This is a genomic window from Glycomyces artemisiae, assembly GCF_003002955.1.
Taxonomy (GTDB): domain Bacteria; phylum Actinomycetota; class Actinomycetes; order Mycobacteriales; family Micromonosporaceae; genus Glycomyces; species Glycomyces artemisiae.
Genome location: NZ_PVTJ01000010.1, coordinates 64077 through 78984 on the forward strand (window position 1 = coordinate 64077; position 14908 = coordinate 78984).

At 69.9% G+C, this 14908-nt stretch carries 17 protein-coding genes; 11 read left to right on the forward strand and 6 right to left on the reverse strand.

Features of this window, described 5'->3' with window-relative positions:
- Positions 1-60: 60 nt before the first annotated feature.
- Entirely contained in the window at positions 61-855 is a 795-nt protein-coding gene (locus B0I28_RS22385) for an MBL fold metallo-hydrolase (protein WP_106366087.1), read from the reverse strand.
- 54 nt (positions 856-909) lie between these two features.
- On the opposite strand from B0I28_RS22385, the gene B0I28_RS22390 reads away from it, so the two are divergent.
- The 8 genes from B0I28_RS22390 to B0I28_RS22420 all read left to right on the forward strand — a co-directional run bounded on the left by B0I28_RS22390 (position 910) and on the right by B0I28_RS22420 (position 7793).
- A complete protein-coding gene (locus B0I28_RS22390) occupies positions 910-1764 on the forward strand; it encodes an NAD-dependent epimerase/dehydratase family protein (protein ID WP_106366088.1) in 855 nt (284 codons plus the stop codon).
- Positions 1765-1850: 86 nt separating this feature from the next.
- Complete coding sequence (locus tag B0I28_RS26985; RefSeq protein ID WP_146148201.1) at positions 1851-2336, forward strand: hypothetical protein; 486 nt, start codon at positions 1851-1853, stop codon at positions 2334-2336.
- Positions 2333-3241 (forward strand): hypothetical protein, encoded by a 909-nt coding sequence (locus B0I28_RS22395; RefSeq protein ID WP_106366089.1) that lies wholly within the window; start codon positions 2333-2335, stop codon positions 3239-3241. The genes B0I28_RS26985 and B0I28_RS22395 overlap by 4 nt, the downstream gene beginning before the upstream one ends.
- A gap of 78 nt (positions 3242-3319) precedes the next feature.
- Entirely contained in the window at positions 3320-4447 is a 1128-nt protein-coding gene (locus B0I28_RS22400) for a hypothetical protein (protein ID WP_106366090.1), read from the forward strand.
- Between the two features lie 62 nt (positions 4448-4509).
- Positions 4510-4962: a VOC family protein gene (locus B0I28_RS22405; RefSeq protein ID WP_106366091.1), complete on the forward strand. Its 453-nt coding sequence runs from the start codon at positions 4510-4512 to the stop codon at positions 4960-4962.
- A gap of 129 nt (positions 4963-5091) precedes the next feature.
- Positions 5092-5679: a DUF1707 SHOCT-like domain-containing protein gene (locus B0I28_RS22410; protein ID WP_106366092.1), complete on the forward strand. Its 588-nt coding sequence runs from the start codon at positions 5092-5094 to the stop codon at positions 5677-5679.
- A gap of 260 nt (positions 5680-5939) precedes the next feature.
- Positions 5940-6560, forward strand: a complete 621-nt coding sequence (locus B0I28_RS28680; protein WP_181245907.1) for a helix-turn-helix transcriptional regulator — start codon at positions 5940-5942, stop codon at positions 6558-6560.
- Positions 6561-6653: 93 nt separating this feature from the next.
- Complete coding sequence (locus B0I28_RS22420) at positions 6654-7793, forward strand: hypothetical protein (protein WP_106366093.1); 1140 nt, start codon at positions 6654-6656, stop codon at positions 7791-7793.
- Between the two features lie 94 nt (positions 7794-7887).
- Here the strand turns inward: B0I28_RS22420 and B0I28_RS22425 are convergent, their stop codons facing one another.
- From B0I28_RS22425 to B0I28_RS22445, 5 genes are all read right to left on the reverse strand, one after another.
- Positions 7888-8673, reverse strand: coding sequence for an ABC transporter permease (locus B0I28_RS22425; protein WP_106366094.1), 786 nt, complete (start codon positions 8671-8673; stop codon positions 7888-7890).
- A 42-nt stretch (positions 8674-8715) separates the two neighbouring features.
- On the reverse strand, positions 8716-9660 hold the full coding sequence (locus B0I28_RS22430; RefSeq protein ID WP_106366095.1) for an ATP-binding cassette domain-containing protein: 945 nt from the start codon (positions 9658-9660) through the stop codon (positions 8716-8718).
- 299 nt (positions 9661-9959) lie between these two features.
- Entirely contained in the window at positions 9960-10478 is a 519-nt protein-coding gene (locus tag B0I28_RS22435; RefSeq protein WP_106366096.1) for an EXLDI protein, read from the reverse strand.
- A 211-nt stretch (positions 10479-10689) separates the two neighbouring features.
- Positions 10690-11463: a sporulation protein gene (locus B0I28_RS22440; RefSeq protein ID WP_181245908.1), complete on the reverse strand. Its 774-nt coding sequence runs from the start codon at positions 11461-11463 to the stop codon at positions 10690-10692.
- Positions 11464-11603: 140 nt separating this feature from the next.
- Positions 11604-12899, reverse strand: a complete 1296-nt coding sequence (locus tag B0I28_RS22445) for a nicotinate phosphoribosyltransferase (protein ID WP_106366098.1) — start codon at positions 12897-12899, stop codon at positions 11604-11606.
- A 157-nt stretch (positions 12900-13056) separates the two neighbouring features.
- Here B0I28_RS22445 and B0I28_RS22450 point away from each other — a divergent pair, with 157 nt between their 5' ends.
- The 3 genes from B0I28_RS22450 (at position 13057) to B0I28_RS22460 (ending at position 14882) form a co-directional block, all read left to right on the forward strand.
- Positions 13057-13539: a M67 family metallopeptidase gene (locus tag B0I28_RS22450; RefSeq protein WP_281260950.1), complete on the forward strand. Its 483-nt coding sequence runs from the start codon at positions 13057-13059 to the stop codon at positions 13537-13539.
- Positions 13540-13637: 98 nt separating this feature from the next.
- Positions 13638-13916 carry a MoaD family protein gene (locus B0I28_RS22455; protein WP_106366099.1) on the forward strand — a complete coding sequence of 93 codons (279 nt, stop codon included), beginning with the start codon at positions 13638-13640 and terminating at the stop codon, positions 13914-13916.
- A gap of 15 nt (positions 13917-13931) precedes the next feature.
- Positions 13932-14882, forward strand: coding sequence for a PLP-dependent cysteine synthase family protein (locus B0I28_RS22460; protein ID WP_106366100.1), 951 nt, complete (start codon positions 13932-13934; stop codon positions 14880-14882).
- Positions 14883-14908 lie beyond the last annotated feature (26 nt).

Consider the following 14908-nt stretch of genomic DNA (forward strand, 5'->3'; position numbering starts at 1 on the left):
GGTTCGCGGCCCGCATGTCATCGGCGGTGCACGCGCGTGTCACCCCCGCACGCGCCCGTGTCAGACCCTGACGAACGGCCTGGTCAAGTGCGGTGTAGCCAGGTGGATCGCGGCGTCGGTGGCGAGGATCGCCTCGCGGGAGCGCTTGGCGGCGGGGCGGTCCATCTCGTGGGCGTATTCGAGGGCGGGGTGGGCGAGCTGGATGGCGTGGACCAGCAGGTCGCCGGTGACGACGGCGAGGTCGCGGCCCGATTCGACGAGGACGCTTTGGTGGCCGGGGGTGTGCCCCGGGGTCGCCACGACGCGCTCGCCGGTGGGCAGCCGCGTGTCGCCGTCGAGGAGGCGCAGGCGCTCGGCGCCGAGCAGCGGCGCGATGATCTGGCCCTCCAGCTTCGGGTTGATCGCCTCGATCGCTTCGAACTCCTTGCGCTGCAACAGGTACTCGGCGTTCGGGAAGTAAGGGTGCTTATCGTCGCCCACCACGGCCCAGCCGATGTGGTCCGAGTGCAGATGGGTCAGCACGACCCGGTCGACCTCGGCCGGGTCGATCCCGGCCGCCGCCAGCTCCTCCGGGAGCCGCCCCGGCACCGGCGTCCACGAGGCCGCCGGGGCCCCGGCCGGACCGATCCCGGTGTCCACCAGCGTGACGCCCCGGTCCGAGCGGATCGCGAAGGCCCGGAACTGGAGCACCCACTCGCCGTTCGCGTCCACCGCATCGGGATCGAGCGCGTCCGCGTCCGCCCACTGCTCCGGCGTCGCGTCCGGGAACGCCTCCGCCCGCGAGGAGAGGAACGGCCCCACCCCGTCGGTCAAAGCGATGATCTGATGCGACCCGAGGTCCAGCGTTGCCGTCATTCGCATGATCCTGCCACACTGGTGTCGCACAGGCCACGATCAAGGGGAGGCGCGATGGCGCGCGCAGCGGTCACCGGAGGCAGCGGCAAGCTCGGCAGGGCGGTCGTCCGCCACCTTGTCGAGCACGGCTGGGACGTCGTCAACCTCGACCGGCGCCCCTCGCCCGACGGCCACGACCCCTACTCCCAGATCGACCTCACCGACTACGGTCAGGCGGTCGAGGCGCTCACCCGCATCGACGACCGCTACGACGGCGTCGACGCCCTCGTCCACCTCGCCGCGATCCCCGCCCCCGGCCTCCAGCCGAACTCCGCGGTCTTCCGCAACAACATGCTCGCGAGCTACAACGTGTTCGCCGCCGCCCGCCTCGCCGGGATCGACAACATCGTCTGGGCCTCAAGCGAAACTGTCCTCGGCCTCCCCTTCGAGACCCCGCCCCCGTACCTCCCCGTCGACGAGGAGTACGCCCCGCGCCCCGAATCCACCTACTCCCTCGTCAAGACCATGGAGGAGACCATGGTCGACCAGTTCTGCCGCTGGAACCCGGACCTGAAGGCCACCGGCCTGCGGTTCTCCAACGTCATGTACCCCGAGGACTACGCGAAGTTCCCGTCCTTCAACGACGATCCCGCACTGCGCCAGTGGAACCTCTGGTCCTACATCGACGCCCGCGACGGCGCGCTGGCCGTGCGCCTCGGCCTCGAACGCGAGGGCACCGGCAAGGAGGTCTTCGTGATCGCCTCCCCCGACACGGTCATGACTACTCCGACCGCCGACCTCGTCGCCGCCCACTACCCGGACCTCGAACTCAAGCGGCCCGTCTCCGGCCACGAGACGCTCCTCTCGATCGACAAGGCCCGCAGGCTCCTCGGCTACGACCCGAACCACACCTGGCGCGACCACGTCTGAGCCGCCCCCTGCAGGTGGCCGTACCTCCATATAGTGGGCGATAGGGCCCGCCCCTCGGGCCCGTCGCGCACCCGGGGAGACCGTCCATGGGACACAACGGCTTCCAAGTCAATACCTCCGCCGTCCGCGAGACCGCCGCGCGGCTGCGCGCCCTCGCCCCCGAGTTCGACGAGGTCGCCTCCTATGCGGCCGAAGCGGACCCGCCCGGATGGGCGTGGGGACCCGCGGGGTTGCTCTTCGCCGGATCGTACGGGGACGCGGCCGCTCGGACGGTCGCCGTCCTCGGCAGGCTCGGCCCGGCCCTCGACGGCCTCGCCTCCGGCATCGACGGCTCCTGCGGCGACTACGAACACGCGGACGGCAAGGCCGGCATCGACTTCGGCGCGATCGTCGACCTGTTCCGCCCCGGCCCGGGCCCCGGCACCGGCAGCCATCCGGGCCCCGGCCCGGCCACGCAGCCCGGCCCCGGCACCGGCTCCCACCCCGGACCGGGCCCGACCACGCAACCGGGTCCCGGCACCGGCGGCGACCCGCAAGGCAGCGACGGCGCCTACCCGAGGACCGCGCCGTGACCGACCCGATCGACATGTCCGACAAGCCCCGCCACACCGGCTGGGGCAGCCAGACGAGCGCCGAGGGCGACACCGACTACGGCATCGACGACCTCGTGCGCGCCCGCCGCGACGGCGACCCGTACTACAAGCGGATCAAGAACATCCGCGACCAGCTCGACGCTGGGGATGAACCCCTCGACCGGCTCTTCGACGGCGACGCCAGCCACGACGACCTGCTCGTCCTCGCCCAGTCGCTGGTCGCGCTGTATCTGCAGATGTCGGAGATCGTGGACCTCGCCTACGCCAACTACGACGGTCCCGACCCCGCCTCCATCGCGGGCGAGGTCGTGAGCATGGGCCTCGACATCCTGCTCGCCGCCGCCCAGCCGCTCCAGGACGCGGTCGGCCTGGCGCTGTGCAACCCCGAGCGGCTCGGCCTCTCCGCGACCATGTGGCGCGAGACCGAGGCCGCTCTGAACACGTTGTCGCAGCATCTCAGCGGCGCGGTCGCCGACATGCTCGATGTCCAATGGCAAGGCGCCGCAAGGGACGCCGCCGTCCAGCGTCTTGCCGAGTACCAGGACGCCGTGTTCACCGCGCGCCTCGTCGCCGCTCTCCTGCAAGAGCTCATGGAGCGCACCGCCGAATTCGCGCAGGCCCTCAACAACCGCGCGAAGACCCTCTACGTGGAGTCCATCATGGATGCCGTCAGCCTGATCTCCATGATCCTCGGGAACCCCTCGTCCGTGATCGACGTGCTGCTGTCCACCCGCAGCAAGCTCACCCGGCTCGCCTTGGACATCGTGAACACGCTCCTCGCCGCCGGCCGCATCTACGAGGCCCTGTCCCTGCTCACCGACAAGCTCGCCGACGAGTTCGAGAAGACCACCGCCCTCCTCGACCGCCTCGCCGCCTGCCGCTGATCCCGGCCGCTCGTGCAACCTTCGGGCGGTTTCGGCGCATCTACTCTGATGTCCGCCTCCCCGTCGAAGGGCCACTCCATGCGCCGACCCGCACTCGCGCTCCTGTCGCTCCCGCTCCTCCTGACCGCCTGCGGCGGTGAGGAGCCCGTCGAGGTCACCGATGAAGACATCGAGGCGATCGAGCAGAGCATCGTCAACATCTCCACCTTCAGTTGGGAACTGGTCCAGGCGGAGTACCGCGTCGGCTCCATGTGCATGCAGGACGAGGGCTACACGGTCCACGACCCGCTCGCCCTCTTCGGGAACGCCGTCCCGAACCGCTTCACCGGCTTCGCCTCCCCGTACGCCCGCATCCCCACGGTCGAGCAGGCCGAGAAGTTCGCCTTCGGCGACTGGGTCACCTGGACCGACACCGATGCGGCCCTTGAGATGCGCGAGGACCCCGACTACCTGGCCGCCCACGCCGAGGACCAGGGCTACTGGGAGCCCGCCTGGGACGCCGAGCACGAGGAGTTCGAGGCCCAGGGCGAGGAGTACACGGTCGCTTGGGAGAAGGCGTGGAAGGGCCCCGAGCGCTACGAGTACGACCAGGCGTTCGAGGAGGCGATGGAGTCCGCCGGGGACCCCGCGGAGATCGATCTCGAACAGCCGCCGTTCGGCGGCTGCGAGCTGGAGACCATCGAGACGGTCTACGGCGAGCCCGAGCAGCGCGAGTACGACGACGGCTCGACATACTGGCTCAAGCCCGGCAACGACGAGAGCCCGCTGACGCAGATCGGCGACGGCGAGATCTACGGGGAGATGCTCGGCGAGTACGCCGACGAGGAGGACTCGTTCCTCGGCTGCCTCGCCGACCGCGGCTACGGCGAATGGGAGTTCAGCGAGCTGGGCTGGCTGGCGACCGACCAGTACATCACGGTGAACCTGTACGGCGACACCACGATCGCCTACGAAGGCGACGAGCGCGTCGAAGTCCCCGAACTCCCCGACGGCCTCGACACCACCGACCCCGTGGCCGCCGAGTTCGCGATCGCCCTCGACTTCGCGCAGTGCGCCGAGGACTCGGGCCTCCGGGACGGCTCCGAGGAGCTCTACGCGCGCCTGTACGTGGAGAAGCTCATGCCGAACCAGACCGAGATCTACGCCCAGGAGCAGCAGGTCAAGGACCACTTGGCGAACGCCCAGTCCTACATCGAGGGGGAGTAGCGGAAGCGGCCGGAGGGGCGAAAGGGGAACGGCTGTCGGTCCCCCGATCTACGATCGGGGGCATGGCCGTACCGTTCAAGATCTGCATCGACTGCACCGACCCGCACCGCTTGGCCGACTTCTGGGCCGCCGCGATGGACTACGTCGTCGAGGACCACTCGGCGCTCATCGCGATGCTCCTCGAACAGGGGGTCGTCACCGAGGAGCACACCGTGGAGGTCCACGGCCGCAAGGGATGGAAGACCGCCGCCGCGGTCCGCGACCCCGAAGCGCCCTTCGACCCGGTGCGCGGAACGGGCAAGGGCATGCGGCTGCTGTTCCAGGTCGTGCCCGAGCCGAAGACCGTCAAGAACCGCCTCCACCTGGACCTCCACTACGGTCCCGACAATTACGAGGCCGAAGCCGACCGCCTCGAAAGCCTCGGCGCGACCCGCCTGGGCGCCTACGACGAGGACGGCGCCAAGTGGATCCTCATGGCCGACCCCGAAGGCAACGAGTTCTGCTGCCACGCCTGAGCACCGGCGGCGGCCGCGAGGCCGCCGCCGACGTCGCCCGCGGGCTCGCGACCACGGGCTGAGCGGCCTATCGCGCCGACCCGACCGGGCGGTAAATTCGTTCGCGGAACCAGTAGAAGGTGAACCGCGATGCCCGAACCAGACCCGAACGTCCGCCTCTCCAACGCCGAACGCGAGGCCCTCATCGCCCGGCTCCAGGCCGCCACCGAAGAGGGCCGCCTCGACCTGGACGAGTTCGCCGAGCGCTCCCGCGAGGTCTACGAAGCGAAGACCTACGCCGAGGTCGAGCGCCTCCTCACCGACCTCCCCGCCGAGGACCGCGCCCTCGCGGTCCCGGGCCGCGCCAAGGTCGGCGGCAACGCGCCCGACCTGGAACTGAACCCCTCCCACTCGCACGTCAAGCGGCAGGGCGAATGGCGGGTCCCGGCGCGCATCAAGGCCAAGGCGGCCCACAGCGCGATCACGCTCGACTGCCGCACTGCCGTGTTCACCGCCGCGGACATCGACCTCGACGTCGACCTCCGGCACTCCAAGATCACGCTCATCCTCCCGCCGAACGCCTCCGCGATCGACGAGGGCGTCGAGCTCCACGGCGGCGCGGTGGTCAACCGCTGCCACTCGGCCTCCGGCGGCCCCCGGTTCCACATCTCCGGAAAGAACGCGTGGAGCAAGGTCGTCGTGCGCCGGGAACGCCGCTTCCTGTGGTGGCGTTGGTAAGACCCTCCCAGACCGTCCGACCGCTGCAGCGGCGTCGCCGAGTAATCGGCGGCGCCGCTTTCCGGTGTCACCCGGTCCAGTAACGGGTTGTTCACTATTTGCCATGGGATGTCCCTCGAATGGCGTAACTCGCGCGCCCGAGGCTCGTTAATCACGACATCCCTTTCCGATCCACCCATTCACATCCATTCCCACCGATTCCCACCGGTCGCGCCGTCCCCACCGGCGGCGCGCTCAACTCATCGAAAGCGAGAAGGACCATGAGCACCATGGTTGTCTGCGTCCCGACCGTGCAAGCGGCCAGGGCCATATCCGCAAGCGCCTCCCGCATGGGCCAGGCGCTGTCCGTCAGGACCGTCGACTGCGCCGCGTCGCTGCTCGTCGAGCTGCGGCGCAAGTTCGTCGAGACCGCGATCATCGACTTCCGCCTGGCCGCGCCGAACCCCGTCATCTTCGCGCAGAACCTGCGCTCCCGGTTCCCGCAGACGTCCCTGGTCATGTGCGGCGACGCCGAGCCGCGGATCGCGGCGATGGTCGTCGCCGCGGGCGCGAAGGGGGTGCTGCGGGCGCCCTCGCCGGGCGGCGACGCGCTGCTGGTCGCCTTCGCGCAGGCGTACCAGTTCGCCTGTCGCGCAGCCGCGGAGGCGAAGGAGGTGATGCCGCGCCAGCGCGCGGGTCGCGGGGGCTCGCTGCTGAGCAACCGCGAGCTGGAGGTCCTCTGGGCGATGTGCGAGGGGATGACCAACGCGGAGATCGGTGCGCGCCTGCACGTCTCGGAGGACACCGTGAAGACCCATGCGAAGCGCATGTACGGGAAGCTCGGGGCGCGGGACCGGGCGCAGGCCGTGGCGCGGGCGTTCCGGTCGGGCCTGGTCGCTTGAGGGGGGCGGGGCCCGGTTGGCGGTTGACTACCGAGCGTCCCTGCTGCGATACTCGGCAGCTTCCGGACCTCCGGCAGAAACGAGGCGATGCCCATGGCGCTCAATGAGGAACACCGCGAGGAGTGGTTCAGGATCCTCGACGGCTACCCCGACGACCAGAAGCCCGACCCGGAGGACCGGCTGGCGGTCGAGACGTCGTGCTCGGGGTTCCTCGGCAACATGTGGACGCGCGCGACGATGCCCGAGGTCCAGGGGGTGTCCCTGGCGGAGCTGGAGCTCGTGTTCATCCAGTTCTACCTGGGGCGCCCGGACCCGTTCTCGGCGGCGATGCTCGCGGCGATGACGGAGCTGGCGGACGCCCCGGGCGGGCGGCGCGCGGCGGTGAAGGCCCTGGAGCGGCTGGAGGCGCTCGGGGTGTCGCCGCCGTCGTGGTACGGCGAGGACATGAAGCTCGCGGAGTGCTGGAAGGCCGGCGACGTGTACGGCGACCAGTTGACGTTCTTCTGCGCGTTCCGCGCGCCGAGCGGGGACCAGGCGCTGTCGTTCACGGTGGACTACTCGGAGTACCACTTCGACATGGTCGTGGACTGCGATGCGACCGACGACGTGGAGCGGCTGCTGGCGCTGCACCGCGAGCGGAACGGGAAGTCGCCGGACCGGCTGTTCCAGCCGGTGGAGGCCGGTCCGGCGGAGGTGTTCGCGGGGACGCGGCGGGCGCTCGACGACTGGGACCTGTTCTGCGTCGAGGGCGACGCGCGGCGGCTCGCGCCGCGGTTCCTGATGCTGCGGGAGCTGTGGCGCTCGCGCCTGCGCGCGTTCCCGCAGGTGGAGCCGGAGGAGGTGCGGCAGCCGACGGACGACGAGCTGTCGCTGTTCGCCTCGGGGTTCCTGAGCCACATGCTCGGGAAGCTGATGCTGGAGGCGGCGCATTTCGAGGCGATCAAGGAGCTGTGCTGGTTCCATGCGGTCAACGGGCCCAAGGTGAGTCCGACGCGGGCGTACGTGTTCCTGGAGCGCTGGATGCCCGCGAAGTTCGAGCCCGACGACCCGGTGGTGGAGGCGGTGCGGGAGCTGTTCATCCCGTTCCTGCGCTGGACGGCCTCCGCCACGGACCTCGACCCGGCGGCGTGGCCGTACCTGAAGTTCAAGGCCGAGAAGTACTTGGGGGAGTTCCCGGCCTGGTCGTCGAAGGACCCGGACGTGGCGCGCCTCCCGCGCCCGCGGTCCCTCTGAGGCCGGACCGCTTCCGGACCCCTGGCGCGCGGACGAAGGCGGGCCGCCGGAGCGGCCCGCCTTCGGGGTGTTGGGAGTGCGGTTTCCGGTGCGCCTAGCGCTTGTTGAACTTCTTCTTCGAGATGGTGTAGCCCAGGAGCGCCAGGCCGATCGACCATGCGGCCGTGAGGATCAGGTCGGCGCCCTCGACCGGGTTGTCGAACAGGAGGGCGCGGACGACCTCGATGAACGGGGTGAAGGGCTGGTAGTCGGCGAAGTACTGGATGACCGTGGGCATCGACTCGGTGGGCACGAACGCGGAGCCGAGGAACGGCAGGAGCATCAGGATCATCGGGGTGTTCGACGCCTCTTCGACCGACTTGGCGCTCATGCCCATGCCGACGGTCAGCCAGGTGAGGCCGAAGGAGATCAGGGCCAGGACGCCGACCAGGCCGAGCCAGCCGAGCGGGGTCGCCTCGGGCCGGAACCCGATCGCGACGGCGACGGCCAGGAGCACCGCCATGCACAGGAAGGACTGGAGCACCGAGGCGATGACGTGTCCGGTGAGGACGGAGACCCGGGCGATCTTCATGGTGCGGAAGCGGTCGACGATGCCTTCGGTCATGTCCATGGCGACGCTGATCGCGGTGCCCTGCACCGCGGCGACGATCGCCATCAGCAGCATGCCGGGTGTCAGATAGGTCAGGTACGCCTCGCGGCCGCCGGTGGGGCCGCCGAGGCCGTCGCCGATCGTGCCGCCGAAGACGTACACGAACAGCAGGAGGAAGACCACCGGCATGCCCACGAGCATGACCGTCAGGGACGGGTAGCGCAGCATGTGCTTGAGCTGGCGGTTCAGCATGGTGGAAGTGTCGGAGACGGTGTGCGCGAGCGTGCTCATCTGAGTTCTCTTTCTCGGAGTTTCGGTCTGGGGCGGAAGGGGTTACGCGTCGGCCTTGGCCTGGCCGGTGAGGGACAGGAAGACGTCGTCGAGGTCGGGGGTGTGGACGGTGAACTCGTCCACTTCGATGCCCTCCCGGTCGAGGGTGTCGAGGATCTTGCGCAGCGAGTCGACGGACGCGTCGGTGGGGACCTGCACGGTGAGCTGGTCGGCGTCGAACGAGCCGGCGTCGAGGACGCGGGCGGCGTGCTCGACCTGGTCGGCGCGGTGGAGGCGCAGGCCCACGTGGCCGCCGGGGATGAGCCGCTTGAGCTGCTCGGGCGTGCCCTCGGCGACGATCCTGCCGCCGTCGAGGACCGCGATGCGGTCGGCGAGCTCGTCGGCCTCTTCGAGGTACTGGGTGGTCAGGAAGATCGTGGTGCCGGCCTTGACGAGGTCGCGGATGATCTGCCACATGGTGCGGCGGCTGCGCGGGTCCAGGCCGGTGGTGGGCTCGTCGAGGAAGATGATCTTCGGGTCGCCCATGAGGCACATCGCGATGTCGAGGCGGCGCTTCATGCCGCCGGAGTAGGTGGCCGGCGGGCGCTTGGCGGCGTCGACCAGGTCGAACCGCTCCAGGAGGTCCTCGGTGCGGCGGCGGATCTCCTGCTTGGGCAGGTGGTTGAGGCGGCCCATGAGCCGGAGGTTCTCGCGGCCGGTCAGCAGGCCGTCGACGGCCGCGAACTGGCCGGTGACGCCGATGGCGCCGCGGACCGAGTCGGCCTGGCCGGCCACGTCGAACCCGCCGACGCGCGCCTGGCCGCCGGAGGCGGGGATGAGGGTCGACAGGATGTTCACGGTGGTGGTCTTGCCGGCGCCGTTGGGGCCCAGGAGCGAGAAGATCGTGCCCTCGGGGACGGCGATGTCGATGCCCTTGAGGACCTCGTTCTCGCCGTACGACTTGGTGAGGTTCGCGGCTTCGATCGCCAGGGTCTTGGTGGTGGTCATGATTCCTTCTTTCGGGGGTATTCGCGGTGGTCTTCGGTTTCCGGTTCGGTGTCCCTCGCCGGGCATGTGAGTACTTTGGCGGCGGGCGCTGACACGGGGCTGACACGGCTCTGACGAGTCGGGCCGGGCGCTGTCAGGGGCCGCGGCGGCGGGTAGAGGGTGAGGATCAGGCCGAGGTCGAGCACGGGTCCGCCTCCTGAATTAGAGTCCAATGTGGACGTTCGCAGGGCAGGGCTCCGCCCCAGTGGACTCAGGTGCGGATCGAGTCGAGAGCCGTTGCTGCCCTGACGGAGCGGTCGCTAGATGTCGAGGTCCTGGACGGGCGGCGCCTCGGCGCTGGCCGCGACCATCTCGTACAGCTCGGCCGGGATCTTCGCCTTGAGCTCCTGGAGCGTCTCGACCACTTCGAGGGTCGAGTCGCCGGTGTTCATCGCGAAGGTCTGCTCGCCGAGGCCCAGGAGCTTGCGCCAGCCGGTCTCCTCGGTCAGGTGCGTGTAGTCGGGGGTCTTCTCGGTGTGGAGCACGAACTTGCCGGACTTCGAGCGGTAGACGCGGAGGATCTCGGCCTTCTGGTTGTTCGAGCTGACCCACTCGCCGAGCTTGACCCCGGTGAAGCGCTGCCGCGGCCGGTTGCGGCCGGTGCCCGGGCCGACGCGGACGGTGATCTCCTCGTAGCCCTCCTGGCGCCCCTCCTCGGCGTCGACGTAGCGCCGCAGCGCGGTCGAGATGGCCTTGGACAGGTTGCCTCCGGCGAGCTCCTGCGCCCGGTTGTAGATCGGCAGGTCGCTGTCGGAGACGTAGATCGTCTTGTTGGGCATAGCGGCATCTTAACCTCCTTCCAGGGGTCGCCCTCGGTATACGCATAGACTATACGTATACGTAGAGATGCGCAAGCCCCGGTCCGGAGTTTCACGCCGGCCCTTCCGCGGGCACGCGGAAAGGCGGCCCCGCGAACTGTCGCGGAACCGCCTTGATCTGCGGAAATCCTACATCCTATATCCTATAGGATGCACGATTCCAGGGCCGGGATCAGACGCCCTTCTGCGCCGCCAGCTGCGTCAGCTGCGCCTTCACGGTCTCGACCACGTCCGCCGAGTCGGTGGGCACCGAGAAGCGGATCGTCGAGTTCAGGTCCGGGGCCAGCAGCTCCGCGGAGTTGTCGGCCGCGAACACCACGTCCGTGCTCGCCTCGCCGACCACGAACACGACCTCCAACTCGCGGATGCGCTCGTGGAACTCGCCCTCGGTCGCCCAGAACTCGACCTCCTGGTAGAACGGCACCGTCGCGCCCTGGATCGTGCCGAGTTCGAGGTCCGTCTCCTGGAACGCGAACCCGAGCGACTCCAGCGCCTCCCACACCGCCTTGTGGACCGGCAGCGCCTCCACCGTCAGCCAGTCCAGGTCGCCCTTGTCCAGGGCCTGGTCCAGCGCCAGGTGCGTCGAGACGCCGAGCTTCATGCCGCCCACCAGCGGGCGCACGTCCACGTTGTTGAACGGGGTCTCCCAAGGGACCTGCACCTCGAACGGGATCGGGTGCGCCGTGCCCTTCGCGAGGTCGAACTTGCCCGACACCTCGGCCTTGAAGTAGTCGTGGACGGCGCCGGGCTCGTCCTCGCCCTTCGAGTCGTCCTCGACCAGGGCGGTGAACTCGATCTCGACGCTCTCGACGGAGGCGTCCACTTCGGCGCCGGAGATGCGAACCTCGCCCTTGAGGGTCCCGCCGGGGACGACGTGCTTCTCGTGCAGGAGCGTGTCGACTTGGATGCCACTACCGAGGATGGCTTTGAGCTTGCTGAAGACCATTGGGGCGGTTCCTTTCGGAGGATCGCGGGAACGTCGCGGGGGAACACGGACAGGGGGCAACCGCATCGTATCCCGGAAGCGCAGGCCACCGTGTGACAGCCACCTGATCCAGCGTCAACTTACATGGGCCGCAAAAGGAACTATTCGCCCCCGTGCCGCTGCACGACCGGGATCGCCGGATCGCCGGGCGACAGTTTCAGTCCCTCCCAAGGGATCGAGATGAGGCGCTGGCGCAGCAGCTCCCGCGACTCGTCGAGCGTCGGCTGGTTCACGAGCTCGCCGCCGCGGAACAGCGGGGTCTGGAGCGGCTTGTCGCCCGGCTGCGCGTCCGGTTCCCCCTGGGACACCACGACTTCCTCGACCGCGGTCCCGGTCGGCTTGTGGCGGCGCACCGCGATCTTGCGGCCCCCGTTGGTGCCCTTGTGCTCCGAGCGCTTCGCGACCGCCCGGCCCTCCACTTCGACGAGCTTGTAGACCAGCTGCGCCGTCGGCGCGCCCGACCCGACCACGACCGCCGTGCCCGCGCCGTAGATGTCCACCGGCGCTGCCGCGAGCGCCGCGATGGAGTACTCGTCCAGGTCGCCCGAGACCACGATCTTCGTGTCCTTCGCGCCCAGCTCGTCGAGCAGTTCCCTTGCGCTCGTGGCCATCACGTCGAGGTCGCCGGAGTCGATGCGGATCGCCCGCAGCCGCGGGCCCGCCACCGCCACGGCGTTGCGGATGCCCTGCGTGATGTCGTACGTGTCCACCAGGAGGGTCGTGTCCGTGCCGAACGCGTCGATCTGCGCCTGGAACGCCGCCACCTCCGACTTGTGCAGCAGCGTGAACGCGTGCGCGCTCGTCCCCGAGGTCGGCACCCCGTACCGGCGGCCCGCCTCCAGGTTCGACGTCGCCGCGAACCCCGCGAGGTACGCCGCCCGCGACGAGGCGATGGCCGCGGCCTCGTGCGTGCGCCGCGACCCCATCTCCAGGATCGGGCGCCCGCGCGCGGCCGTGACCATGCGCGCCGCCGCGCTCGCGACCGCGCTGTCGTGGTTGAGGATCGAGAGCGTCAGCGTCTCCAGCAGCACGCACTCGGCGAACGTCCCGGTCACCGTGACGATCGGGGAGCCGGGGAAGTACAGCTCGCCCTCGGGGTAGACGTCGATGTCGCCCTTGAAGCGGTAGTCGGCGAGCCATTCGGCGGTCGACTGCTTGACGACGCCGCGGGAGGTGAGGTCCTCCAGGTCGCTGTCCTCGAAGCGGAAGCGCTCGATGGCCTCGCCGAGGCGGCCGATCCCGGCGACGACGCCGTAGCGGCGGCCGGTGGGCAGGCGGCGCCCGAACACCTCGAACACGCACGGCAGCGAGGCGGTCCCGTCGCGGAGCGCGGCCTCCAGCATCGTGTACTCGTAGTGGTCGGTGTACAGGGGCGTGCGGGGGAGCGTGACGGACATAGAGGTGAGCGTAATGCACCCCGGCCCGGTCCGGGCCCGGTGCGCGAGCGGCCCTCGCGGACCCCGGATTATTCCCTCCCGCCGCAGGTCGGGAGGTTCGTCTCACGCTCTGAACGGAGGCTGGAGCGCACGTGCCGCCGCGTGTACGCTTGCTGACGTGTTGCGGATCGCGCATGAGCTGGTCGAAGCGATGGTCGCGCACGCCCGCGCGGACCACCCCGACGAGGCGTGCGGCATCATCGCCGGCCCCGAGGGCACGGGAGCGCCGGAGAGGCACGTCCCGATGACGAACGCTGCCCGCTCCACCACCTTCTACGAGTTCGACTCCGAAGAGTGGAAGCGCGAGTACGACCGCATGTGGGACAACGACGAGGAAGTGGTCGTCGCCTACCACTCCCACACCCACACCGAGGCCTACCCGTCGCGCTCCGACGCGAAGATCGCCTCCGAGCTGGGGCTGCCCGGCGCCCACTACGTGCTCGTCACCACGAAGGACCCCGAGACCGCCGAGGTCCGGTCCTTCCGCATCGCCGACGGCGTCATCACCGAGGAGCCCATCGAGGTCACCGGCGCGCCCGAGGCGGTCCAGAGCTACAAGTTCGCGCACACCCCCGACTCCACGGTCTACGACTGTCACTGAGCGCCCGCCCCCGGGCGGACCAGGTCCATGCAGCGTTCGGCTGCGCGCCAGACAATTCGAGCGTCCACGAGGCTGCTCACGGAACAAAGGAAACCCGCATGTCCATCGAAGTCCGCATCCCGACCATCCTCCGCCCCCAGACCAAGGGCGAGAAGCTCGTCACCGGCGAGGGCGAGACCATCGGCGAGCTGTTCACCGACCTCGACTCCCGCTACACCGGGCTGCGCGCGCGCGTGGTCACCGACGAGGGCGCGCTCCACCGCTTCGTGAACGTCTACATCAACGACGAGGACGTGCGCTTCATCGGCGGCCTCGAAGCGAAGCTGGCCGACGGCGACTCCGTGACCATCCTGCCCGCCGTCGCGGGCGGCATGTAAGCCGGAGGGAACGCCGTGGCACGCTTCGACGACATCACCGCGACCACGGGCGGCACGCCCCTGGTCGGTCTGCCGCGGCTGTCGCCCGCCCCCGGGGTCCGGCTGTGGGCCAAGCTGGAGGGCGCCAACCCGACCGGCTCGGTCAAGGACCGCGTGGCCGCCAAGATGATCGAGGCCGCCGAACGCGACGGCCTCCTCCACCCGGGCGCCACCATCCTGGAGCCGACCTCGGGCAACACCGGCATCGCGGTCGCGATGATCGCGCGCCGCAAGGGCTACAAGCTCGTCGCGGTCATGCCCGAGAACACGTCCCTGGAGCGGCGCCAGCTGCTCGGGGCGTTCGGCGCCGAGATCGTGTTCTCCCCGGCCGCGGGCGGCTCGAACGCCGCGGTCGCGAAGGCGCGCGCGATGGCCGCCGAGCGGCCCGACTGGGTGATGCTCAACCAGTACGCGAACCCGGCGAACGCCGCCGCGCACTACGAGGGCACCGGGCCCGAGCTCCTCGCGGACCTGCCCGAGATCACGCACTTCGTGGCGGGGCTCGGCACGACCGCGACGCTCATGGGCGTGGGGCGCTACCTGCGCGAGCACGCGCCGGGCGTCCAGATCGTGGCGGCCGAGCCGCGGTACGGCGAGCTGGTGTACGGACTGCGGAACCTCGACGAGGGGTTCGTGCCGGAGCTGTACGACGAGGCGGTGCTCGACCGGCGGCTGTCGGTGGGGACCGAGGACGCGCTGCGGCGCACGCGCGAAGTGCTGTCGGAGGAGGGGCTGTTCGTGGGCCTCTCGACCGGTGCGGTGCTGCACGCGGGCCTGTCGCTGGCGCGCGAGGCCGCGAAGGCGGGGCGCGAGGCGGACATCGCGCTGCTGGTGGCCGACGGCGGCTGGAAGTACTTGTCGACCGGCGCCTACTCCGACGTCCTGGACGACGCGGTGGACGCGCTCGACGGCCAGGTGTGGGCTTAACACATCGATTCCATGGGCCGGGCCCG